The sequence below is a fragment of the Arthrobacter sp. Sr24 genome, from assembly GCF_054511175.1.
On the sequence record NZ_JBTNDB010000015.1, the window covers coordinates 1 to 22652 of the forward strand.

Here is a 22652-nt window from a genome sequence, read left to right on the forward strand (position 1 = left end):
AAAAAAAACAGTTTTTTTTTTGGGGGTGGTGTCATCGCCGGCGCCCCCCCCACCCCAGGGGCCCCCGACCGAACCCGCACCAGCGGATTCGGTCGGGGAAGGCATGGGGTTAGATCAAGCCCGTGCGCTCAAGGATGACCTTGATTGCTGCGGTCTCATCTTCGTCCAGCGCGAGCATCGGAGCGCTCATGACATTGGTCTTGATGATGCCCATCAGGACCAAGGCGGTCTTGAAGGCGCCCAAGCCTGCAGCGTTGCCGGAAACACGGCCCGGCTTCGGGGTGTAAACGATGTTGAAGACATCGGCAATGCGGTCCTGCTCTGCAGCGGCACCGGCCCAGTCGCCAGCTACGGAGAGATCGTACAGGCGGCGGTAAGCGGCCGGGTCAACGTTACCCAGGCCCGGAACAACGCCCTGGGCGCCGCCCAAGAGTGCACCGTCAACAACCACTTCGTGGCCGGTGAAGATGTCGAAGTTCGGGATGTCCTTGGCGCCGATGAGCAGCTGGCGGAAGGAAACGTCGTCACCGGAGGAATCCTTGACACCGGCGATGACGCCTTCGCGGCCCAGCTCCAAGAGCAGGTCAGTGGGCATCTTGAAGTGGGTGCGAACCGGGACGTCGTAGACGAACAACGGCACGTCAACAGCGGCAGCAACCGTGCGGATGTGGCGGCCGGTCTCTTCGGCGTTGCTGATGGCGTAGTACTGGCTGGTGGCCACGATGCCGTCGGCGCCGAGGGAAACCATGCGCTGGGCTTCTTCAACGACACGGTTGGTGGTCTGCTCAACAGCGCCTACCAACAGGGGAACCTGACCGGCGTTGACGCCGGCGATGGTGGCCATCACGGTGTCGCGCTCGGCGTTGGTCAGGTGGGTGACTTCGCCGGAGGAGCCGTTGACGAACAGGCCGGTCACGCCGCCTTCGAGCAGGTGGCGGGTGAGGTTTTCCAGCGAGGGGACGTCAATGGCGCCATCAGCTGTGCGGGGGGTGCAGACGGGAGGGATAACGCCCTGGAAACGGGTAGCGACGGTAGTCACGTGAATTGCTCCAAATTTGTATTGATTGAGTGAAAAATTAGATGTGAAGAAGTGACGGCGCAGCGCCGAGGAGCTTCTTCGTGTAGTCACTGCTGGGGTTGTCGAAGATCTGCTCCGCGGAGCCTTCTTCCACGATTTTCCCGTAGTACATGACTGCAATGCGGTCGGATACGTAGCGGACCGTCTGGATGTCATGGCTGATGAAGACCATGCCCAGATTCAGTTCGCGCTTCAGATCCGAGAGCAAGTTCAAAACCTGGGCGCGGACGGAAACATCCAGCGCGGAGGTGGGTTCATCGGCCACGATGATGTCCGGATCCAGCGCCAATGCGCGGGCAATAGCCACACGCTGACGCTGTCCACCGGAAACTTGCGACGGCGTGACCTCGGCTGCCGACTGCGGCAAACCAACCAGCGAGAGCAGTTCCGCGACCTTGGCCAGGCGGGATGCGCCGTTGCCAATGCCGTGAATGGTCAGCGGGTCAACCAGGATGTCCTGGATGGTCATGCGCGGGTTCAGCGCGGTTGAAGGGTCTTGAAAGACCACGGACACCGAGCGGCCGAATTCCTTGCGCATGGCGGCGTTCCGCTTGATGGCCGGTTTGCCATGGAAGAGCACTTGACCCGAGGTGGGCGTCTGCAACCCAACCAGCACGGAGGCCAAAGTTGATTTGCCACAGCCGGACTCGCCCACAATGCCAACGGTTTCGCCACGGCTGATGGAGAAATCCACGCCATTGACAGCCTTGACATAACTGGGCTTGAACAGGCTTCCGGAACGGGTCCGGTGATGGACGTGCAGGTCCTTCAACTCAATGACAGGTGTCTTGCCGCTGGCGGCTGCTCCTGATGCGTGCTTGCTCATGAGGCACCTTCCATATCTGCTCCGGTGGAAACCGTGGGGGCATCTTCTGATCTGTGGCTTGCCCAGAAATGCTCAATTGTCTTGCCGTCGCGGACAACAGGAACAAAGGACAGCTTCTGGGCGGGGTCAGCGTCGGGACGCTGGGAACGGCTTGCGAAACGATCGCCGTTGGCAAACTCACGCGGTGAGGGAACCGTGCCGGGGATCTGGTGCAGGCGGGCGGCGTCGGACTCAATGGAGAGTACGGCACCCAACAGTCCACGGGTGTATTCGTGGGTGGGGTGTGCCAGCAGTTCCGAAGCTTGACCGGATTCAACAACCTGGCCGGCGTACATGACGGTGATCTTGTGCGCCAGTGAAGCGACCAAGGCCAGGTCATGACTAACAAACACCATGGCGAAACCGAGCTGCTCGCGCAGTTCGTTCAACAGATCAACAACCTGCTTCTGAACTGTCACATCCAAGGCGGTGGTGGGCTCATCGGCGACCACAATCTTGGGTGAACGCGACAGTGCCATGGCGATCAAAACGCGCTGACGCTGGCCACCAGAAAGCTCATGCGGGTAGCTCTTGAGGGTTCGTACGGGATCGAGCTTGACCAATTCGAGCAGTTCTGCCGGGGTCTTGCGGCCGTTGCGGCGGGTGAGCTGCAACATCTGATCCTTGATCAGCATGGACGGGTTGAGGGAGCTCAACGCATCCTGGTAGACCATGGCGATCTGCTCGCCGCGCAAACCTTCGTAGGCCTTTGCTGAGCTGTGCTTGGTCGCAGGGTCGAGAAGTTCCTTGCCATCAAATTTGATGGAACCGGTGACCTCGGCGGTCTTGGGCAACAATCCCATGACAGCCAGTGAGGTGATGGACTTGCCGCAACCGGATTCACCCACCAGACCCATGGTCTCGCCTTCACGCACTGTGAAGGAGACGTCATCAACAATGGCCGTTTGGTCAAAGCGGCCGGGGAAGCGGATCGAGAGGTTCTTCACTTCAAGGATCACGCGAGCGTCGGAGTCAACCTGCGGGAGACGGTCCGAGCGGGACAGTTCCACAGCCTGCAGGCGGAGCAGTTCGGCATCCAGTGCAGCGAAAGGGTTCTCAATCACTGCGCGGGCAGCAGCATCAGCCTTGGCGAGCGCCAGAGCGGCAGCTGCCGAACCGTCGTCGTCCTTCACCGGAGCAGCCTTCTTGATGCGCGGGTTCACCATCGCATCGGTGAGGCCTTCCGCCAGAATGTTCAGTGCCAAAACCGTCAGCAAGATGACCAGACCGGCAAAGGTGGTTGCCCACCAGCCGCCGGAGAGGACCAGGTTGCGGCCGTAGGAGATGACGTTACCCCAGCTGGGATCGGGGTCCTGAATACCAGCGCCCAAGAAGGACAAGGAGGCTTCGAGGATGATCGCGTCGGCCACCATGACTGTGGCAAACACCAAAACGGGCGCGGCGGTGTTACGCACAATGTGCTTGAGCATGATGTATGTACGGCCAGCACCAATGACGCGCTCGGCACGAACGTAGTCTTCGCCGTACTGCGAGAGCACATTGGCGCGGACCACGCGGGCCAGCTGCGGGGTGTAGATGATGGCGATGGACAAGATGATGGTGGGGACCGAGTTGCCGAAGGAGGTCAGCAATACGGCGGCCAGGGCGATACCCGGGAACGCCATCAGGATGTCCATGATGCGCATGATGATTTCGTTGACGGCCTTGGAGGAGGTGGCCGCCAAGGCACCCAAGGTGGCGCCGATAATGATGGCCAGGGCAACAGAGCCAAGACCAATCATCAACGATGCCTGGGCGCCGTACATCAGACGCGAAAGAATATCGCGACCAATACGGTCAGTACCAAACCAGTGCGTGCCGTTGGGAGCTTGGGCTGGATCGCCGGTCTCCAGCGGATCATGCGGGGCAATGAATGGTGCCAAAATGGCGACGAGGGCAATGAAGACCAGGAAGAGTAACGCCAGTTTAGAACCAAAGGACAGAGCCTTGAAGCGCAGGCCTGGCGCGCTGAGCCGTTCGGCTAGTTTGCTACGCATGACTTAGACCGTCCTGATTCTGGGGTTGATGAGCAGGTAAAGTAGGTCCACCAAGATGTTGACCAGCACGAATGTCACGGCGATAACGAGAACAACGCCTTGGACCAGGTTCGTGTCAACGCTGGTGATGCCGTTGAGGATCTGCTGTCCCATGCCGGGCAAGGAGAAGATCATTTCAATAACGACGGCGCCACCGAGCAGGTAGCCAACGCGCAGACCCAACACGGTCACCGGCGTAACAAGGGCGTTGCGGAGCACGTTCTGGGAGACAACGGTCCGGTAGGGCACGCCGTTGCCGATCGCAGTACGGACGTAATCGCGGTCAAGTTCCTCAACCATGGAGGTACGCACCACGCGGATCAGAGATGCCGAAACGGGGATCGCAAGGGCCAAGGCCGGAAGGGCCATGGAGCTGAGCCAGCCGCCAAAACCGTCGTCCGGGTCGGCGAGACCGCCGGAGGGGAACCAGGATTTGTCGCCCAGTGCGAACCACTGGATGAGCAGAATGCCCAACCAGAAAGACGGCGTGGCAATGGCTGCGACGGAGAACACGCGGATAGCTTGATCTACCCAAGTGTCGCGGTACAGGGCTGCGAGGACGCCGAAGACTAGCGAGATGACAACGGCGATAATGACGCCCAGGAAGGTCAACTGCAAGGTCACGGGGAAAGCGCTGGCGATCACTTCAGTGATGGGCTTTGCTGGCGGCAGCGTGGTGCCGAAGTCTCCCGTAATGAGTTTGCCCAGGTAGTGGAAGTATTGAAGGAAGAGGGGATCGTTTAATCCGTTGACCTCGCGGTATTGGTCGAGGGCCTCTTTTGAGGCGCCTTCACCCAAGGCTGCTACGGCACGGTCGCCAGGCGCGAACTGCAGCACCACGAAGACGAGCAGGGTTACACCCAGGATCATCAACGGTAGTGCTGCGAGCCGGCGTCCCAGCAGTCGCAAAAAGTTTGCCAATGTACTTACTCCGGTTCTATTTGCAACAGCACAGAAGGGGGAACTGTGTGCTGCATCATAGGATAAATGGTTTCAGACCAGAGGGGCCGTGGCCAAGGAGCGGCCACAGCCCCTCTGGTCTGTGTTGAAACGGTCTAGCTATGCCGTGCGGCCAACTCCGACGAAGGACATGCCCGTGGTGGGCAGCGGCGCGAAGCCGGTGAGCGTCTTGGAATCCCAAGCTGTGGGCAGCTTGCGGTGGAAGATCGGGTACAGCGGAGCTTCTTCAGCAATGATGTTGATGATCTCGCTGTAGAGCTTCTTGGCGTCTGCCTCGGGTGCAGCCAAAGCGGCATCCAGCTTGGTCTGAACTTCCTTGTACTCTGCGGAATCGCTCCAGCCAAAGCGGTTCTTGGCCCAGGTGTCGCCGCGGTAGAACCAGCTCAGCAGGATGTCTGCGTCGTTGCCGAAGACAGAGGGATCGCCGGGGGCGGCCAGGATATCGAAGTTCAGGCCACCAACCTTCTCCGGGCCGTAAACAGCCGAGGAGGCCAAGGGCTCCAGCGTGGTCTGAACACCAATGGCGTCCCAGTTCTTCTTGATGAGCGGGATAACGTCCTTGACCCAAGCGGTGTCGGTGCTGGTCAGGGTAACCTTCAGGTCCTTGACCCCGGCTGCTTCCAACAAGGACTTGGCCTTGTCAGCGTCAAAGCCGTAAACGGTGGCAGCCTTCTGGTAGTTGGCGCTTCCCTCTTGGAAGTAGGAGGTTGCAGCGGCTGCGTTGCCCAAGAGTGCGGTCTTGATGATCGCATCCTTGTCCAGTGCGTAATGCAGCGCCTGGCGGACTTCCTTCTTATCGAAGGGAGCCTTGGAGAGGTTGAACATGAGGAACATGAGACCGAAGGACTGGACCGACTCAACGTCAACCTTGCCCTTGAGTGCGTCAACGTCCAAGTAGGGGACATCCTCAATGGCCTGAACGCGGCCGGACTGCATAGCGGTAACGCGTGCTGAAGCATCAGAGAGCAGGAACCAGGTCATGTCCTTGGCCAGTGCAGGCTTGGGGCCGTTGTAATCGTCGTTGCGAGCGAAGACGATCTTGTCGTCCTTGGCTGCGGAAACGAACTTGTACGGGCCGGTACCAACGGGATTGGCGTCGAAAGCAACCTGATCTGCGGAAGCAACAGCCTTGGGAACAACCTTGACCACGGAGATGCGCGGGCCGAAACCAGCGAATGCAGTGTTCAACTTGAACTCAACTGTCTTCTCATCCACGACCTTGACGCTGTCAATGAAGAAGATGAACTGTGCGAACAGGGCCTTGTTGGCCGGGTCCAGAACACGCTCGAAGGAGTACGCCACGTCCTCGGTGGTGACCGGGGTACCGTCGTGGAACTTGGCGCCGTCGCGGATAGTGGCCTGCCAGGTGAGGTCATCGATCTGCTTGGGATCTTCCTTAGCCAAGGCGTTGTAGGGCTCACGCGTTGCCGGGTGAAGTTCAACAAGACCTTCGAAGATGTGCAGGTTGGCAGCCAAGGGAGTGGCGCCCGAGGAGCTCATGGGATCAAAGCCGGTGGACAGCGAGTAAGAGATGCCAGCTTCGATGCTGAGATCCGTGTTTGCTGCTCCGGTGGATTCCGTACCGGTGTTGGTTTCGTCGGAGGAGCCGCAAGCGGCCAGGGTGGCGGTGAAGGCCGTTGCTGCGCCAAGGACGCCAGCGGCCTTGAGGAAGGTGCGCCGCGAAGCCGGGGTCGCAGGCAGGTTCTGAAGAGTATTGCTCATTCTGTTGACTCACCATTTCGTCTATTAGTTATCGGATGTAGGACGTCCGATGCTTATAATGAAACTGTAATAGCGATCACACGGGTTGGTCAAATGCTTTGAGGTCTCATTTTGGTATCCATGCCTCTGAGCTGGCATATAGCAGTGTTGCCGCCACGCCGTTGCTTGGCGGTAGCGTGTCAGATCATAGGACCCTGTTCGGACATCCGATATCCTATGGTCTGGATCACTTGGGCGCGCAGGTGGCGGCATGGCCCATAAATGGCGCTATTACAACGTTTAGGTTTGACGGCGGTTGGAGCGAGTCTGTTCCAAGGTTTCGCCAGTGAAGTGATAAATGCCAGTCCCGGCAGTGTTAGTTTCTGAGGAGTTTTGTTGCCTATTTCAACGGTTGTCCCAAGGGCCCGGTTCAGTGCACAGGCGCGGCTGCGCGCCCTACAAGCTGACATCATGGAGCTCATACTTGACCGGGATCTGGCTGCAGGAGACCCGATGCCCACCGAGAGTGAGCTCTGTGAAGTTCTCGGTGTGGGGCGCAATACCCTTCGTGAATCACTCAAAGTCCTGCAGGCCCTGGGTGTCATTGAAATCCGACACGGATTTGGCATGTTTGTGGCACCCAGTAATTTCGACGCTCTGGCCGATGGCCTGACTTTCCGTGGCCGACTGTCGCTGCGCCACGAAGGTTTGGAAGCGTTGCAGCTGGTGGATATCCGCCAAGCCCTCGAATCTGGTCTGATCAGCTCCTCTATTGCGTTGGTCAGCCCCGAACACCTAGCGCTTATTGAAGCCACCGTGGTCAAGATGGAGGAACTGGCAGCGCGGGCCGAACCATTTGCGGAGACCGACGCCGAATTCCATCGCCTATTGTTCGAACCGCTGGGCAATGATCTGCTGATGAACCTCATGAGCGTTTTCTGGAAGGTCTACAGGAAAATCCACGTGGAAATCGGTACCGACGGGCTGGATCTAGTGCACACCGCGGGCGAACACCGGGCAATCTACGACGCCGTTGTTGCTAAGGACGGACCGCAGGCCGCGGAGCTGCTCACCCGCCACTTCGACGGCATTCGCAAGAAGATCAGGAAGTTTGTCGAGCCCGAGTAGTCCCCGACTCGCTGGCCCGGTGAATCTCCGACAAATCTCCGACGAGGTTAATCTGACGAGGTTGACCGGGACCATGGAGCCCGTGGGCCCAGCCCCGGCTTTGCGCCAGCTGGCCCTTCTCCCGCTCCCAGCCCCGGCTTTGCGCCATACTGTGATGCATGAGTGTGCGAAAAGTTGTCTTGGGTGATCTCGAAATCATCACGACCGACACCGATAAGGTCGCCGACCGTACCTTCTTGCTGGTGCACGGCATTGGTATGGGCATCTCCTATTTCGCTCAACTCAGTTCCGAGCTGGAATCCTATGGCCGGGTGGTGGCCATTGACCTGCCCGGATTTGGTGATGCAGCCGAACCTGAAGCCGCTATGACCATGGCCCAAATGGGTGCCCTATTGGTCGAATTCGTCGAGGTTGAGGAACTTGGTAGACCGGTATTGGTGGGTCATTCCATGGGTACCCAGGTCGTTGCCGAGGCCGCCGCTCAGCGTCCGGAGCTGTTCCCAGAACTGGTGCTCGTGGCGCCCACCGTCAATCGTGTGGAACGCAGCATCAGGGCGCAGAGTTGGCGCATGATGCAGGACCTCTTTGGAGAGAGCCCCCGCGTCGTTTACCTTGGTGCCCAAAATTACGCCAAAACGGGACCGCGCTGGTTCGGCAAGAAGCTTCGGGCCATGATGACCCACACCGTCGAAGACACCCTGCCGCAGATTCAAGCGCACACACTGGTGATCCGGGGTAGCCGCGACCGAATCTGCCCGCGGAGCTGGGTCGAGGAAGTCACCGCGTTGATCCCGGACGCCACCATGGTGGAAGTTGCCGGTCGCGGCCACGAAACCATGGTCAAGGACGGTGCGTGCGTGGCCGGGTATATTGTGGCGCACGTGGGAGCTGCATGACATCCGTGCAGCAGCTGGGTTGGTGGACTCTGGACTACCTGTACGCGGGCCGGCAACAGCTCGCGTCCCTCTTCCGCGCCAGCCTCCCTGCCCGGTATGGTGCCGGTGATCCCGGTTTACCGCTGGTGGTGCTCTTGCCCGGCGTGTACGAAGGATGGCTGTTCCTCGAGCCCGCTGCCGCCCGGATAAACGCTCTGGGCTACCGGGTAGTTTCAGTCCCTGGTCTTGGCCTAAACCTTCGATCCCTGCCGGATTCTGCGGCCCTGGTCACCAAATTTCTCTCCCAGCTGGGGGAGTCGGAGGGTGACTCTGGGTGCATCTTGGTGGCGCATAGCAAGGGTGGGCTGATTGGCAAGCGGGTCATGCTTGATGCCGTGCTGTCCCATGACACCGCCCTGAAACACGACGCCGGAGCAACGGTGCCAGCCCCATCCTCCCCAGTGGATGTACTGGGGCTGGTATCGGTGGCAACTCCCTATTCCGGTTCGCCCTATGCCAGGTACTTGCTGTCTCGTACCTTGCGGGATTTCTCTCCGATGGATGCTGCACTGCTGGCGCTTCAGGCCGAGACGGCGCTGAATCACAAGGTCTTTTCGATCTATCCGGAATTCGATCCACACATCCCCGGTGGAAGCGCCTTGGACGGCGCCGTCAATATTGAGCTGCCGGTGGCCGGTCACTTCCGCACCCTGCGAGATGAAACTGTCCTGAATGCTGTCACAAAAGCCGTCGAGATACTCGCAGCAGGGCGCTAGCCCCCTAACTCGCTGTCCTTTTTTGCTTTCTGGGCCCTTCCTGGACGCGAGACCTCACGTTTGGCCCCCTCCGAGGCCGTGAGGGGGCCAAACGTGAGGTCTCGCGGAAGCCCGCGGAGCCCGGAAGTCGGCGCCAAGACCGTATAAGACCAGGGGTCGAGTTGGTGGTTAAACAAAAGAGTCCCAAGCCGAAGCTTGGGACTCTTTTATCAAGTGCGCGCGAAGGGATTCGAACCCCCAACCTTCTGATCCGTAGTCAGATGCTCTATCCGTTGAGCTACGCACGCATATTTTGTTTCTTTGTTTCTTTGTTGACCCTCGGGCCGTGAATAACTCTAACCCACCTTGGGCGGAGAGTACAAATCGAAGTGGTTCTAAATCGCGGTGTTCCCCGCCACTAGACCGGTATAGGTGACGTAGGTCACTTTTGGTAACGATCACAAAGTTGGAAAAGACCTAGATCCTGCGGAATCTATGGCACCCCCGAGGGGCATGTCCCATGTCCCATGCTGTCGACGGTCCAAAAACGAGTCATAGCATTTAGACACCACCTACCACCCAATGAAGGGAAACACGATGGGCCACGCGCCAGTGCAGGAATCCGTTGAGCAGGCAATGACTACCCACGAGGGCCTTGCCGCCTGGGTGGCTGAGGTTGCTGCTTTGACCTTGCCGGATAGCATCCGCTGGGTAGACGGGTCTGCGCAGGAATATGCCCTGTTGACGGACAACTTGGTAAACGAAGGCACCTTCACTCGCCTGAACCCGGAACTGTTCCCCAATTCCTTCGCAGCCTTCTCGGATCCCAAAGATGTGGCCCGCGTTGAGGATCGCACCTTCATCTGCTCCGAAAAGGAGCGAGATGCGGGTTTCACCAATAACTGGATGGACCCAGCCGCTATGAAGGCGATCCTGGAAGAAAAGTTCGCTGGCAGCATGCGCGGTCGCATCATGTACGTCATCCCGTTTGTTATGGGCTCGATCGATGCCGAAGATCCCAAGTTCGGGGTGGAGATCACTGACTCCGCCTACGTGGTGGCTTCCATGCGCATCATGGCCACCATCGGCACCAATGTTCTGCGCAAGATCGAAGACACCAATGCCTTCTTCGTCCCGGCGCTACATTCCGTAGGAGCTCCGTTGGTAGACGGCGAGAAGGATGTCCCATGGCCTTGCAATGAAGAGAAGTGGATTGTGCACTTCCCTGAAGAGCGCTCCATCTTCTCGTTTGGCTCGGGTTACGGCGGAAACGCGCTGCTGGGCAAGAAGTGCTTTGCGCTGCGCATCGCCTCGGTCATGGCTCGAGATGAGGGCTGGCTCGCAGAGCATATGCTGATCCTCAAGCTCATCAGCCCGGAGCAGAAGACCTACCACGTGGCCGCTGCTTTCCCCTCGGCCTGTGGCAAGACCAACCTAGCCCTACTGGAGCCGACCATCCCGGGATGGAAGGCCGAGACCCTTGGCGATGACATCAACTGGATGCGCTTTGGCAAGGAGGGTGAGCTGCGTGCAGTAAACCCGGAAGCTGGTCTTTTCGGCGTTGCTCCAGGTACGGGCTGGGCCACCAACCCCAATGCCATGGCTGCGATCGTCAAGGGCAACTCCATCTTCACCAATGTTGCTTTGACTGACGACGGCGGAGTGTGGTGGGAAGGCATGACTACCGAGGTGCCCGCTCACTTAACCGATTGGCAGGGGCAGGATTGGACGCCGGATTCGGGCCGGACCGCCGCGCACCCTAACTCGCGCTTCGCCACCCCGATCGATCAGGTCGATATGTTGTCAAAGGACTACTTCAGCCCAGAGGGTGTTGAAATCAGCGCCATCCTCTTCGGTGGCCGCCGTAAGACGACAATCCCCTTGGTCACCGAAGCTCGGGACTGGACCCACGGTATTTTCATGGGTTCCACGCTCTCCTCAGAAACTACCGCTGCTGCTACTGGCGCCGTAGGCGTAGTGCGCCGCGACCCCATGGCTATGTTGCCGTTCATCGGCTACGACGCCGGCGACTACCTCAACCACTGGATCAATCTCTCAGCCAAGGGAAACCAGGCCCGGCTGCCTAAGATCTTCTTGGTCAACTGGTTCCGTCGCACGGAAACTGGTGGCTTCGCATGGCCCGGATTCGGCGAAAACAGCCGCGTGCTCAAGTGGGCCATGGAGCGCATCGAAGGTAAAGCCGACGCCGTGGAAACACCTATCGGCTTCATCCCGACCCCTGATGCGATTGATATCGAGGGCTTGGATGTAACGGAGCCGGACTTGAAGGAAGCCCTGAGAGTGGTTCCGGCTGAATGGGAGGCAGAGCTGAAGGGTATTGATGAGTGGTACGCCCGCTTCGGCGACTCCCTTCCGGCCGCGTTGTCCGCTGAACTCAGCAGCCTGAAGGAACGCTTCGCCGCCTAACCACGTCTGAAGTCGAGCAATGCCGCCGATAATGCTCCACGCCGCTGACATATCAACGGCGTGGAGCATTATCGGCGGCATTTTTGCGTGGCGGTGGGGGGCCGACAGCCGAAGCCTTGCCTGCTGTGCTTATGCGGCGGTGCCGGCCAGCCAAACGTCGGGGCCGAAGACCTCGTAGTGGATCTTCGTCGACGGAATACCGGCTTCGATGGCCTGGTTGCGGATCGCCTTCATGAACGGCAGGGGACCGCACACATACATGGAAGCGTCGGTCGGCAGCTCTAGACCGTCAAGGGTCATGAAGCCCTTGTTGAAGCCCTCGGTGGGCTCCTCCAACCAGAGCTGCAATTTGGCGCCGTCGATGGCGTCAACATCAGCAGTCATCTGCTCGCGCAGGGCCCAGGCCTCGAGATTCTTCTCAGCGTGCAGCACCAGAACTTCGCGGTCCGCGCCTGCCGTGGCCAATGCCCGGAGCGCCGACGCGGAGGGGGTGCAGCCGATCCCTGCCGTTGCAAACACAACCGGGCCTTCGCCGTCGAGTGTCACATCGCCGTAAGGGTTGGACAGTTCGACGACGTCTCCGACCTTTACATCGCGGTGCAGCACGGGTGAGACCTCGCCGCCGTCGTCGCGCTTGGTAGTGAAAACGCGGCGGGTGGTGGCTTCCACATCAGCTGACAGTGAGTACTGGCGGACCTGCAGCAGGCCGTCTGGAAGGGCCACCTTGACGCTGACAAACTGGCCCGGACGGGCAACGGTGACCGGGGTGGAATCGGCAGGCTCGAGCACAAACGTCATGGCGTCGGTGCCGGCAGGATTCTTCTCAATGACCCTCCAAGGCATCCACATTTGATCGTTGGCCTGGAGAGCGTAGAGGCCCTTTTCAATCTTGATCAGGGCGTTGGCCATGAGCCAGTACACCTCGGTCCAAGCTTCGGCGATTTCGGCCGTGATGACATCGGCAAGCTCTTCGGCAATGGCTTCGAAGAGGTACTTGTAGACGATCTGGTACTGGTCTTCGGTGATGCCCAAGGCCGTGTGCTTGTGGGCGATTCGGCTGAGTAACTGCTCCGGAATAAGGTTCGGATTGGCCACCAATGCTGAGGCGAAACCGGCAATGGAAGCTGCTAGAGCCTTTTGCTGCTCCCCGTTGTTCTGGTTCGCGCGGCTGAATAATCCGTCGAGGAGTTCAGGGTGTGCGGCAAACATGCGGCTGTAGAAGTTCGGGGTGATGACGCCCAAACGCGAACCGACCAAAGGCAGCGTGGCTTCAATGAGTGGTCGCGATTTTTCCGAAAGCATCTTTACTCCTTGGGTAAAAGTCATGGTGACAAATCCAAAGTAGCATTTTAAATGCGAGTTTAAATCTACAACTTCTACGAGATGTAGAAAAATGCTGACGCGCCGCGGTTTAGTTCGGGCGCGATGTGCTTAAGCTCACAGGGATTGGACCTTGGTTGGTCTTCCCGGCAAGACTGTAAATGGTCACATTATCTAGCGAAGTGTAGAATGCCTCGCGAGCATGATTGAGGGCTCCGCGCAGGCCGCAATCATGCACCAAGGGGCAGTCGCCCATGTCGGTTTGGCATCCTGCGACGTCCGAATGGTCATCGAGCACACGCAGTACCCGCCCCACAGTGGCCTGTTTACCTGCGGGGGAAATGCGCACGCCACCGCTGCGACCACGGATGGCCTCCACGAGACCCATTTGGCGCAATTTGAGCACGGCTTTGCTGACGTGGTTGTAGGGGGTTCCTACCTGTTCGGCGAGTTCGCGCGTGGTGGGCAGGTCGTTCTCGGGCATGGAACTGAGCACCATCAGGAGCCGCAAGCTCACATCCGAAAACGAGTTAATCCGCATGATTTATTGCCATATCGTGATCTCGCCGGCTTCTAGGAAAGGATCGCCGAATTCCCATCCGGTGGGCGTTTGGCGGTAGGGTCGCACCGCCGAAACGCTCACTCCCGTGCTGTGCTCGGCCATCACGTGGATGGCGTCGGTAGCATCGTCCGGCAAATTGATATCACAGACGACGGCGGCCGCCCGGTTTTGTTCGCGCTGCTGGCGAAGTGCCTCGAACAGGTCAGCCACCATCTCATCGGCGTCCAGCTCTTCCTCACCTTCGCCTTCGACGGCGTTGGGGGAAACCGCCACCAAGTTCAGATCATCCTCGTGAGTGAGAACCAGACCCACCGGGAGGAATGCGCCATGAGACTCAAGCTGATCTCCGGCTACGCCCAACGCGGTGCCGATGAGCTTGTTTAGATCATCTTGCACCAGCTTGTCTGTTTTAGCCTGTGCTGTTTCAGCCTGTTCTGGCTGCTTAGCCTGTTCGGCCGGCGCTGACATGTCGGGGGTGTTTGACTCCATGGAGACTCCTGTACAAGTGCGGATGTGATGTTGCTGTGCGATTAGTTCTGAGCTGCCAGCTGCCAAGCTGCCAAGCCGTCAGGGTGTCGGATTACTGCCGGACTAGTTCGAGGACGGCGTCGCGGATGTCGGCCATGGTGGTGGCGTCGATGGCTTCGGCGTTTAGGCGTAGGAAGGGCTCTGTGTTGGAGGCGCGGAGGTTGAACCACCAGGAGCCGTCCTGGGCGGTGAACGTGATGCCGTCTAGTTCATCTATTACTACGTCATCGCGGGTGTAGGTGGCGCGGACGCGGGCTACTGCGGCGGGGACGTCCGCGAGTTGTGAGTTGATCTCTCCGCTGGAAACGTAGGGCTCGTACTCGCGGCCCAGTTCGGACAGCGGGCCGTCCTGCTCCCCTAGGGCGGCCAGTACATGCATGGCGGCCAACATGCCGGTATCTGCGTTGAAGAAGTCACGGAAGTAGTAATGAGCGGAGTGTTCGCCACCAAAAACGGCGCCCTCGGCGGCCATCGTGGCCTTGATGAAGGAGTGGCCCACACGCGTACGGACAGCCCGGCCGCCGTCCTGGGTGATTAGTTCCGGCACTGCGCGGGAGGTGATCAGGTTGTGGATCACGGTGGGGTGTTTCTCCCCTAACGCCTTCGCGCGGGCAATTTCGCGCCGGGCTACCAACGCGGTAACGGCCGACGGTGACACGGGAGCTCCCAGTTCATCGATGACGAAGCAACGGTCAGCGTCGCCGTCGAACGCCAGGCCAATATCCGCACCATGAGCTACCACGGCGGCCTGCAGGTCCACTAGGTTGGCCGGCTCCAGTGGGTTCGCGGGGTGGTTCGGGAAGGTGCCGTCGAGCTCAAAATAGAGCGGGATGATCTCAAAGGGCAGCTCGGGGAGCAAAGTGTTGCCCAGGACGGCGGGGGTGGTCATGCCGGCCATACCGTTGCCGGCGTCGACCACAATCTTTAGCGGGCGCGAGCCGGAGAGATCTACCAGTTTGCGCAGGTATTCCGAGTATTCCTTGAGGACATCTGCGGTGCCAATGGCGCCCACGGTCTCAACGTCGGAGGGGATGCCATCGGCCAAGTATTGCTGGGCCAGGTCGCGGATCGCGGTGAGTCCGGTTTCTGAGGAAACGGGGACGGCGCCGGGCTTGGTCATCTTCATGCCGTTGTATTCGGCCGGGTTGTGGCTGGCGGTGAAAACCACGCCAGCAGCCTTGTACACGCCCGAGGCGAAGTACAGCTCATCGGTGGAGATCAGGCCCAACAATTGCACGTTGGCGCCGCGCCCGGCAGCACCCTCGGCAAAGGCTTGGGAGAACTCGGGGGAGGAAGGGCGCATATCCCCGCCCACGAGAACGTTCTGGCCCGCGAGCCCCAGCACCTCGACAAAAGCAGCACCCACGGCCTTGACCGAGGCAGCGGTAATGCTCTTGCCAACGATCCCGCGCACGTCATACGCCTTGAACGAAGTGGATAGGTCAACCGGCGAAATATCTTCAGTAGTCACCCTGCCATCCTACCGCTGGGTACCAAACGCTGAAGTTGTCCACAGTTTGCACTCAGGGGCAGGCGGATGTCGGTGGCCGCTGGAATACTGGGGAGTATGACAACGCAACCAGCTTCCGCCACGTCCGCCACATCTAACAGTGTTCTCCCTTCCGCAACCAGAAGCCAGGCGCTGGAGGTACTGCGGGCACTGGTGGGCAGGCCAGATGCCGATTTTCATGACGGCCAGTATGAGGCCATCGAGGCACTGGTCGACGCCGGACGCCGCGCCTTAGTTGTTCAGCGCACCGGTTGGGGAAAGTCAGCCGTGTACTTTGTGGCGTCGTTGCTCTTGCGGGCCCGCGGCGCTGGCCCCACCTTGATTGTCTCGCCGCTCTTGGCGCTGATGCGTGATCAGGTGGCCGCCGCCGAGCGGGCTGGGGTGCGGGCCATGGCCATTAATTCCGCCAATGCAACGGAATGGGGAGAGATCTCTGCTGCCTTGGCTGCCGATGAGGTTGACGTGCTGCTGGTATCCCCGGAACGGCTGACCAACCCCTCTTTTCGGGAGAATCAGCTGCCCACGTTGATCCGCCGTACGGGACTGCTGGTGGTGGATGAAGCCCACTGCATTTCCGATTGGGGCCATGATTTCCGCCCCGACTACCGCCGCATCGCGGATCTGATCGCGCAGCTGCCTGCTGCGGTGCCGGTGCTTGCCACCACGGCCACAGCCAACTCCCGGGTTGTGGCAGATATTGAAGAGCAGCTGGGTGCCGGGGTCTTCACCATCCGCGGTCCGCTGGCTCGTAAATCGTTGCGGCTGGGAGTGCTGCGTTTGGCGGATTCCCGTGATCGCCTGGGCTGGTTGCTGACGCATCTAGCGGAACTGCCGGGCAGCGGCATCATTTACACGCTGACCGTTTCCGCAGCTGAGGACACTGCGCGTTTGTTGGCCGGGGCCGGGCATAAGGTCAAGGCGTACACAGGGCGCACCGACACCATGGAACGCGAAGCGTTGGAAGAAGCGTTGAAGAACAACCAGGTAAAGGCACTCGTGGCGACGAGTGCTCTGGGTATGGGGTTTGATAAACCAGATTTGGGATTTGTGGTGCACTTGGGAGCGCCGTCGTCCCCGGTGGCCTATTACCAGCAGGTGGGACGTGCCGGCCGTGGCAGCGCGAACGCCGATGTTTTGCTCTTGCCCGGTAGCGAGGATGCAGATATTTGGCGCTACTTTGCTACGGCCTCCATGCCGGCACAGGACAAGGCCATGGCGGTGCTCCAGACACTGGGTGAATCACCCAAGGCCATGTCCACCCCAGCGTTGGAAGCCAGAGTTGATCTGCGCCGCACCCCGCTGGAATTGCTACTGAAGGTACTCGCCGTGGATGGTGCCGTCCGCCGGGTGTCCGGTGGTTGGGAAGCTACGGGACAGCCGTGGGTTTACGACGAGGAACGGTACCGGCGGATCGCCCAAGCCCGGGTGGATGAGCAGCAGTCCATGGTGGAATACGAACGCATGGCCGGCTGCCGCATGGAGTATTTGGCTGCCGCCCTAGACGATGAAACCGCGGAACCCTGCGGTCGGTGCGATAACTGCTCGGGACGCTGGTTCAGCGGTGAGGTGATCTCCAGCGCAGCAGAGGCGGCCGGTGAGTCACTGCGGCATGCCGGGCTACCCTTAGATCCGCGGGCCATGTGGCCCACCGGGATGGACAAGCTGGGCGTCCCCGTCAAGGGCAAGCTCAAAGCCGGCGAGGTAAATTCCGCAGGCCGGATTCTTGCCAGGCTCAGTGATCTGGGGTGGGGCAATGCGCTGCGCAGTATGTTTGGCGCCGGGGCTCCTGATGCGCCCATTGATGCGGCCATGGCCCAAGCCGTGGTGGGAGTGCTGCGTGAGTGGGGACAACAGGGCTGGGAAGGTTCCGGGCGGCCGGTAGCAGTGGTTTCCATGCCGTCGCGGAACAAGCCGGTGCTTCTGCAATCTTTTGCTCAAGCGATTTGTGAGATTGGCAGGTTGCCATATTTGGGTGAGATGTCGCTGGAATTTGGTGGGCCCACGGGACAACGCGGCGGCAATAGCGCCTACCGTTTGGCAGGGGTCTGGGACCGCTTCGCTGTGGGAACGGAACTAGCCGCCGCAGTTGCCGCGCATCCGGGCCCGGTGCTCCTGCTCGATGATCTAGTGGACAGTCGCTGGAGCCTCACCGTGGCAGGCCGCGCCCTGAGGATTGCCGGGGCGGAGCAGGTACTGCCGCTAGTACTGGCCCAAGCCGGCTAAAAACGCTATCCCACCAATGGTGCGTTTCTTGGCGACGCTATCCCACAGGAACGGATGGCAAAAAAGTGGTGGCCGGACAAATGCCCGGCCACCACTTATTGATCAGCAGACTTTACTCGACCGGGCGCAGGCGCAGAGCCTGCATTCCACCGTCCACGGCAATGGAGGTGCCCGTGGTGGAACCTGACAGCGGGCTGGCAAGGTAAGCCACGGCGCCGGCGACCTCGTCGGCAGACACCAAACGGCCATGCGGCTGGCGGGCATTCAATGCTGCGCGCTCGGCGATGGGGTCCGGTGAGGAGTCCATGAGTCGGCCAATCCACGGGGTGTCGGCGGTGCCGGGGTTCACGGCGTTCACGCGGATGCCTTCTCGCAGGTGATCTGCAGCCATGGCCTGAGTTAGAGACAGCACGGCGCCCTTGGTGGCGGAGTACAGGGCGCGCTGCGGCAGTCCCGCGGTGGCGGCGATGGAGGACGTGTTCACGATCGCTGCAGCGGAAGACTTTCGCAGGTGCGGCATAGCGGCACGGGCCACGCGCACCATGCCGACTACGTTGATGTCCCAAACGCGGGCCCACTCGGCGTCGTCATTGTCTTCAACGGTGCCCTGAGCGCCGATTCCGGCGTTGTTGATCACAATATCAACGCCACCAAAAGCTGCAACAGTGCCATCAATGGCGGCCTTGATCGAGGCGTCATCGGAGACGTTGCAGACGAATCCGAGCTGGCCCTGGGGCAGTTCACCTAGGTTCAGGTCCAGGATGGAGATATTGGCGCCCATGGACTGCAACTTTGTGGCAATCGCTGCACCGATCCCGGAGGCTCCGCCGGTAATGACTGCGGTCAGATTGGTGAGTTCCTGGCTCATTTTGACCCCTGGCCGGCGCTGGTGGCGGCGGTGGTGGTGACGCGAGCAAATTCCTGGCGCTGGCGGCCCAATCCGTCAATTTCAAGTTCCACGACGTCGCCATCCTGGATGTAGGGGAAGCGGCCCGAGAGAGCTACGCCTTCGGGGGTGCCGGTCAGGATGACATCGCCCGGTTCCAGCACCATGTACTGGCTCAAGTGGTGGATCACGGTGGGCACATCGAAGATCAGATCTGCTGTGTTGGAATCCTGACGGGGTTCGCCATTGACCCAGCTCTTGAGCTGAAGGCTGTTGGCGTCCATCTCTTCGGCAGGCACAAACCACGGGCCCAATGGGGTGGACTTAGGTAGTGACTTGCCCTTGGTCCACTGGCCTGCGGCGCCAGGGATCTGGTATTCACGTTCGGAGAGGTCATTGGCTAGGACGTAACCAGCCACTGCGCCGGCAGCTTCTTCCACGGAGGAGAGGTAGCTGACCTCGCGGCCAATAATCACACCCAGCTCAACTTCCCAGTCGTACTTCTGTGCCAGCGGGGGGAGCGGAGCCACGTCGAAAGGACCCGTTACCGTGTTGTTCGGCTTCAGGAAAACCACCGGAATGGTGGGAGGCAAGGCGCCTGATTCGGCGGCATGTGCAGCGTAGTTCATGCCAATGCAGATGACGTTGTTGGGGCGAGCAACGGGTGCGCCAATGCGCAGCTCTGCGGCATTTTCCAGAACCGGAAGGGTGCCGTTTTCCAGTGCGGTGCGCAGCGCTGACAGGCCATCATTGGCCAAGAAAGCGCCGTCAATCTCGGCTGTCACCGGGCGGGCATCGTAGCTCTGCTCGGTTCCGTTGGAATCGGTGGCAATGACAACGGGAATTTCCTGGCCCAGTGCGCCAAGGCGTGCAATCTTCATGGAATTCATATCCTTACTGTGGCCGCGCGAGGGCGAGCCTGCTTGTGCGGAAACCCCTATCTAGAGGCTTAACATCTGAGCTTTTACGCTACTTTACCCACAGGAAGTGAATATTTCCGCATCTAAGGCGACATTGACATGCAAAACATCGGATGTTTAGCTTGATGTAACTTTTATTATCTTTAACACACTCCAAGGGAGCACCCGTGAGCACAATCATTGCCGTGGAAACCAGCGACGTCCGTTTTCCAACGTCCCGGGATCTGGACGGATCGGATGCCATGAACCCGGATCCGGACTACTCCGCCGCCTACCTGCGCGTGGTCACGGACAGCAGCGACGGCCATGAAGGGCACGGCTTTGTGTTCACCATTGGGCGCGGCAACGATGTGGAGACAGCAGCCATCAAGGCGCTGACCCCGTACCTCATGGGCCGCAACGTTGAAGAGCTCCTGGCCGACATGGGTGCCACGTACATGGAGTTCATCAACGACTCCCAGTTGCGTTGGCTCGGCCCGGAAAAGGGCGTCATGCACATGGCCATCGGGGCCGTGACCAACGCCCTGTGGGATCTGAAGGCTAAGCGCGCCGGTTTGCCGTTGTGGCAGCTGCTGGGCACCATGAGCCCTGAGGAAATCGTCAACTTGGTTGACTTTCGCTACCTCAGTGATGCCCTGACCCCCGAGGAAGCACTAGAGATCCTGAAGGCAGCAGAGTCTGGCCGCGAGGAGCGCATCGCCACCCTGATGGCCGAGGGCTACCCTGGCTACACCACCACCCCGGGCTGGCTGGGTTACTCGGATGAGAAACTCACCCGATTGGCTCATGAAGCAGTTGCCGATGGCTTCAAGCAGATCAAGCTCAAGGTTGGTGCTGATCTAAGCGATGACGTGCGGCGCCTGCGGACCGCACGCGCCGCCGTCGGGCCTGACATCAAGATCGCCGTTGATGCCAACCAGCGTTGGGACGTTGCCGAGGCCATCGAGTGGATGTCCCATTTGGCCGAGTTCGACATTGCCTGGATCGAGGAGCCCACCAGCCCGGACGATATTTTGGGCCATGCAGCCATTGCCCGCGGCGTTGCGCCGATCCCGGTAGCCACCGGCGAGCACGTCCAGAACCGCGTGGTGTTCAAGCAGATGCTGCAGGCGGACTCTCTGCAGGTCCTGCAGATCGATGCAGCCCGCGTGGCCGGCGTCAACGAGAACATTGCAATCTTGCTGTTGGCAGCCAAGTTCGGTGTCCGGGTCTGCCCGCATGCCGGCGGCGTTGGCCTGTGCGAGGCCGTCCAGCACCTGTCCATGTTTGATTTCGTAGCAGTCTCCGGCAAGAAGGATGACCGCATGATCGAATTCGTGGACCACCTCCACGAGCACTTCATCACCCCGATCGACGTTCACGACGGTTGCTACTGGCCGCCGGTGACTCCCGGTGGCGGCAGCGAAATGCACGCAGCCTCCGTAGCCGAGTACACCTTCCCGGACGGCGCCTTCTGGGTCGCCGACGCCGCAGTACAGGCCGCAGCCGTCACCGAAGCTGCCGCGGAACTGGTCTAAGAGCCATGACGCGCCGGGCCGCCTCCCCGCAGATTGTCATCCCGCACGCTCCTTGGTTTACCGAGGACCGGATGGGCATGTTTGTGCACTGGGGACTGTATTCCCTGGCTGCCCGGCACGAATGGGTCATGAACTACGAGGAAATTGCGGTAGAGGATTACCGCAAGTACTTTGAGCATTTTGATCCGGACCTCTACGATCCACGCGAGTGGGCCGCGGCCGCCAAGAACGCTGGCATGAAGTACGTGGTACTGACCACCAAACACCATGATGGGTTTGCGCTGTGGGATTCTGCTCTCACGGACTACAAATCAACGAATACTCCGTGCGGGCAGGATCTCCTCACCCCGTATGTTGCGGCACTGCGCGAGGCTGGGTTGAAGGTAGGTTTCTACCACTCCGTCATTGACTGGCACCACCCGGATTTCAGCATTGACGGGTACCATCCACAGCGGAATAATCCGGCGTGGCTGGAGCTCAATAAAAGCCGCGACAGCGCCAAATACCGCGCCTATTTGCATGGCCAGGTCCGAGAACTGCTCACCAACTACGGGCAGATCGATTACCTGTTCTTTGATTTCTCCTATCCGGATGAAGCCACAGCCAACCCCGACGGCGGATCCGCCTTCCGCGGCAAGGGCGCCTCCGATTGGGGCTCAGTTGAGCTCATGAGAATGATCCGAGAACTTCAGCCCGGCATCATTGTCAATGATCGCCTCAACGTGCCGGGGGACTTCGTCACCCCGGAGCAGTACCAGCCATCCGGCGCTATGGTCAGTGGCGATAAGGAAGTCCCGTGGGAAGCGTGCCAGACGCTGAACGGGAGCTGGGGTTATGACCGGGACAACCAAAATTACAAGTCGTGCGAGCAACTCCTGCACATGCTCATTGACGGTGTCTCCAAGGGCGGGAACCTACTACTGAACGTGGGCCCGACAGCTCGTGGCGAAATAGATCCACGGGCAGGACAGGTCTTGGCTGAGATCGGTGAGTGGATGCGGCTACACAACAAATCCATTTACGGTGCTGGAGCAGCTGACCTGATCGCTCCGCAAGACGGGCGCTACACCCGCCGTGGCAACAGGCTCTACCTGCACCTTTTCGCGTGGCCGTTCCAGTTTGTTCACCTGCCCGGTTTGGCCGGAAAGGTGCGCTACGCTCAATTGCTCAACGACGCGTCAGAGATTCCTCTGCTGGTTCTGGACCCAGGCCAAGCCGCCGGACACATGACCCCGGCAGGCCAAACTCCGGGCACCTTGACACTGAAGCTACCCGTCCAGCGGCCCAACGTGGCGGTGCCCGTTATTGAGCTTTTCCTGAAACCTGAGTTCTGAAACCTGAACCCTGAACTCTGAACCCTG

At 60.0% G+C, this 22652-nt stretch carries 18 protein-coding genes and 1 tRNA gene; 7 read left to right on the forward strand and 12 right to left on the reverse strand.

The features are described from left to right. Positions 1–109 precede the first annotated feature (109 nt). The 5 genes from ACX80D_RS10985 to ACX80D_RS11005 all read right to left on the reverse strand — a co-directional run bounded on the left by ACX80D_RS10985 (position 110) and on the right by ACX80D_RS11005 (position 6661). Entirely contained in the window at positions 110–1039 is a 930-nt protein-coding gene (locus tag ACX80D_RS10985) for a dihydrodipicolinate synthase family protein (RefSeq protein ID WP_459322706.1), read from the reverse strand. A 37-nt stretch (positions 1040–1076) separates the two neighbouring features. Then, positions 1077–1904 (reverse strand): ATP-binding cassette domain-containing protein, encoded by an 828-nt coding sequence (locus ACX80D_RS10990; protein ID WP_459322707.1) that lies wholly within the window; start codon positions 1902–1904, stop codon positions 1077–1079. Then, positions 1901–3940, reverse strand: a complete 2040-nt coding sequence (locus ACX80D_RS10995) for a dipeptide/oligopeptide/nickel ABC transporter permease/ATP-binding protein (RefSeq protein ID WP_459322708.1) — start codon at positions 3938–3940, stop codon at positions 1901–1903. The genes ACX80D_RS10990 and ACX80D_RS10995 overlap by 4 nt, the downstream gene beginning before the upstream one ends. A gap of 3 nt (positions 3941–3943) precedes the next feature. Next, positions 3944–4900 (reverse strand): ABC transporter permease, encoded by a 957-nt coding sequence (locus ACX80D_RS11000; protein WP_459322709.1) that lies wholly within the window; start codon positions 4898–4900, stop codon positions 3944–3946. 138 nt (positions 4901–5038) lie between these two features. Next, positions 5039–6661: an ABC transporter substrate-binding protein gene (locus tag ACX80D_RS11005; protein ID WP_459322710.1), complete on the reverse strand. Its 1623-nt coding sequence runs from the start codon at positions 6659–6661 to the stop codon at positions 5039–5041. A gap of 375 nt (positions 6662–7036) precedes the next feature. Here ACX80D_RS11005 and ACX80D_RS11010 point away from each other — a divergent pair, with 375 nt between their 5' ends. The 3 genes from ACX80D_RS11010 to ACX80D_RS11020 all read left to right on the forward strand — a co-directional run bounded on the left by ACX80D_RS11010 (position 7037) and on the right by ACX80D_RS11020 (position 9419). Then, positions 7037–7768, forward strand: coding sequence for a FadR/GntR family transcriptional regulator (locus ACX80D_RS11010; protein WP_459322711.1), 732 nt, complete (start codon positions 7037–7039; stop codon positions 7766–7768). Between the two features lie 158 nt (positions 7769–7926). Further along, positions 7927–8664 (forward strand): alpha/beta fold hydrolase, encoded by a 738-nt coding sequence (locus ACX80D_RS11015; protein WP_459322712.1) that lies wholly within the window; start codon positions 7927–7929, stop codon positions 8662–8664. Next, positions 8661–9419, forward strand: coding sequence for an esterase/lipase family protein (locus ACX80D_RS11020; RefSeq protein ID WP_459322713.1), 759 nt, complete (start codon positions 8661–8663; stop codon positions 9417–9419). The genes ACX80D_RS11015 and ACX80D_RS11020 overlap by 4 nt, the downstream gene beginning before the upstream one ends. A 214-nt stretch (positions 9420–9633) precedes the next feature. Here the strand turns inward: ACX80D_RS11020 and ACX80D_RS11025 are convergent. Continuing rightward, a tRNA-Arg gene (locus tag ACX80D_RS11025) sits at positions 9634–9706 on the reverse strand. Positions 9707–9995: 289 nt separating this feature from the next. On the opposite strand from ACX80D_RS11025, the gene ACX80D_RS11030 reads away from it, so the two are divergent. After that, complete coding sequence (locus ACX80D_RS11030; protein WP_459322714.1) at positions 9996–11825, forward strand: phosphoenolpyruvate carboxykinase (GTP); 1830 nt, start codon at positions 9996–9998, stop codon at positions 11823–11825. 129 nt (positions 11826–11954) lie between these two features. Here the strand turns inward: ACX80D_RS11030 and ACX80D_RS11035 are convergent, their stop codons facing one another. From ACX80D_RS11035 to ACX80D_RS11050, 4 genes are all read right to left on the reverse strand, one after another. Beyond that, on the reverse strand, positions 11955–13127 hold the full coding sequence (locus ACX80D_RS11035; protein WP_459322715.1) for a globin domain-containing protein: 1173 nt from the start codon (positions 13125–13127) through the stop codon (positions 11955–11957). Positions 13128–13236: 109 nt separating this feature from the next. Beyond that, a complete protein-coding gene (locus ACX80D_RS11040) occupies positions 13237–13686 on the reverse strand; it encodes an RrF2 family transcriptional regulator (RefSeq protein WP_459322716.1) in 450 nt (149 codons plus the stop codon). Positions 13687–13689: 3 nt separating this feature from the next. After that, the gene (locus ACX80D_RS11045; protein WP_459322717.1) at positions 13690–14196 is read right to left on the reverse strand and encodes a hypothetical protein; all 507 of its coding nucleotides are present in this window, start codon (positions 14194–14196) and stop codon (positions 13690–13692) included. A gap of 91 nt (positions 14197–14287) precedes the next feature. Further along, positions 14288–15706 (reverse strand): phosphomannomutase/phosphoglucomutase, encoded by a 1419-nt coding sequence (locus tag ACX80D_RS11050; protein WP_459322718.1) that lies wholly within the window; start codon positions 15704–15706, stop codon positions 14288–14290. 96 nt (positions 15707–15802) lie between these two features. Between ACX80D_RS11050 and ACX80D_RS11055 the strand changes: the two genes are divergently transcribed. Further along, positions 15803–17968, forward strand: a complete 2166-nt coding sequence (locus ACX80D_RS11055) for a RecQ family ATP-dependent DNA helicase (RefSeq protein WP_459322719.1) — start codon at positions 15803–15805, stop codon at positions 17966–17968. A 112-nt stretch (positions 17969–18080) separates the two neighbouring features. Here the strand turns inward: ACX80D_RS11055 and ACX80D_RS11060 are convergent, their stop codons facing one another. Then, a complete protein-coding gene (locus ACX80D_RS11060) occupies positions 18081–18836 on the reverse strand; it encodes an SDR family NAD(P)-dependent oxidoreductase (RefSeq protein ID WP_459322720.1) in 756 nt (251 codons plus the stop codon). Next, a complete protein-coding gene (locus ACX80D_RS11065) occupies positions 18833–19735 on the reverse strand; it encodes a fumarylacetoacetate hydrolase family protein (RefSeq protein ID WP_459322721.1) in 903 nt (300 codons plus the stop codon). Before ACX80D_RS11065 ends, ACX80D_RS11060 begins: the two co-directional genes overlap by 4 nt. A gap of 206 nt (positions 19736–19941) precedes the next feature. On the opposite strand from ACX80D_RS11065, the gene ACX80D_RS11070 reads away from it, so the two are divergent. Both ACX80D_RS11070 and ACX80D_RS11075 read left to right on the forward strand, forming a co-directional pair. Continuing rightward, a complete protein-coding gene (locus tag ACX80D_RS11070; protein ID WP_459322722.1) occupies positions 19942–21291 on the forward strand; it encodes an L-fuconate dehydratase in 1350 nt (449 codons plus the stop codon). A 5-nt stretch (positions 21292–21296) separates the two neighbouring features. Then, positions 21297–22625, forward strand: a complete 1329-nt coding sequence (locus ACX80D_RS11075; protein WP_459322723.1) for an alpha-L-fucosidase — start codon at positions 21297–21299, stop codon at positions 22623–22625. Positions 22626–22652: the final 27 nt, after the last annotated feature.

Bases quoted from the DNA above. Each gene is read 5' to 3' on its own strand.
- ACX80D_RS10990 (WP_459322707.1), bottom strand. From the start codon at position 1,904: ATGAGCAAGCACGCATCAGGAGCAGCCGCCAGCGGCAAGACACCTGTC.
- ACX80D_RS10995 (WP_459322708.1), bottom strand. From the start codon at position 3,940: ATGCGTAGCAAACTAGCCGAACGGCTCAGCGCGCCAGGCCTGCGCTTC.
- ACX80D_RS11005 (WP_459322710.1), bottom strand. From the start codon at position 6,661: ATGAGCAATACTCTTCAGAACCTGCCTGCGACCCCGGCTTCGCGGCGC.
- ACX80D_RS11015 (WP_459322712.1), top strand. From the start codon at position 7,927: ATGAGTGTGCGAAAAGTTGTCTTGGGTGATCTCGAAATCATCACGACC.
- ACX80D_RS11020 (WP_459322713.1), top strand. From the start codon at position 8,661: ATGACATCCGTGCAGCAGCTGGGTTGGTGGACTCTGGACTACCTGTAC.
- ACX80D_RS11030 (WP_459322714.1), top strand. From the start codon at position 9,996: ATGGGCCACGCGCCAGTGCAGGAATCCGTTGAGCAGGCAATGACTACC.
- ACX80D_RS11035 (WP_459322715.1), bottom strand. From the start codon at position 13,127: ATGCTTTCGGAAAAATCGCGACCACTCATTGAAGCCACGCTGCCTTTG.
- ACX80D_RS11040 (WP_459322716.1), bottom strand. From the start codon at position 13,686: ATGCGGATTAACTCGTTTTCGGATGTGAGCTTGCGGCTCCTGATGGTG.
- ACX80D_RS11045 (WP_459322717.1), bottom strand. From the start codon at position 14,196: ATGGAGTCAAACACCCCCGACATGTCAGCGCCGGCCGAACAGGCTAAG.
- ACX80D_RS11055 (WP_459322719.1), top strand. From the start codon at position 15,803: ATGACAACGCAACCAGCTTCCGCCACGTCCGCCACATCTAACAGTGTT.
- ACX80D_RS11060 (WP_459322720.1), bottom strand. From the start codon at position 18,836: ATGAGCCAGGAACTCACCAATCTGACCGCAGTCATTACCGGCGGAGCC.
- ACX80D_RS11065 (WP_459322721.1), bottom strand. From the start codon at position 19,735: ATGAAGATTGCACGCCTTGGCGCACTGGGCCAGGAAATTCCCGTTGTC.
- ACX80D_RS11075 (WP_459322723.1), top strand. From the start codon at position 21,297: ATGACGCGCCGGGCCGCCTCCCCGCAGATTGTCATCCCGCACGCTCCT.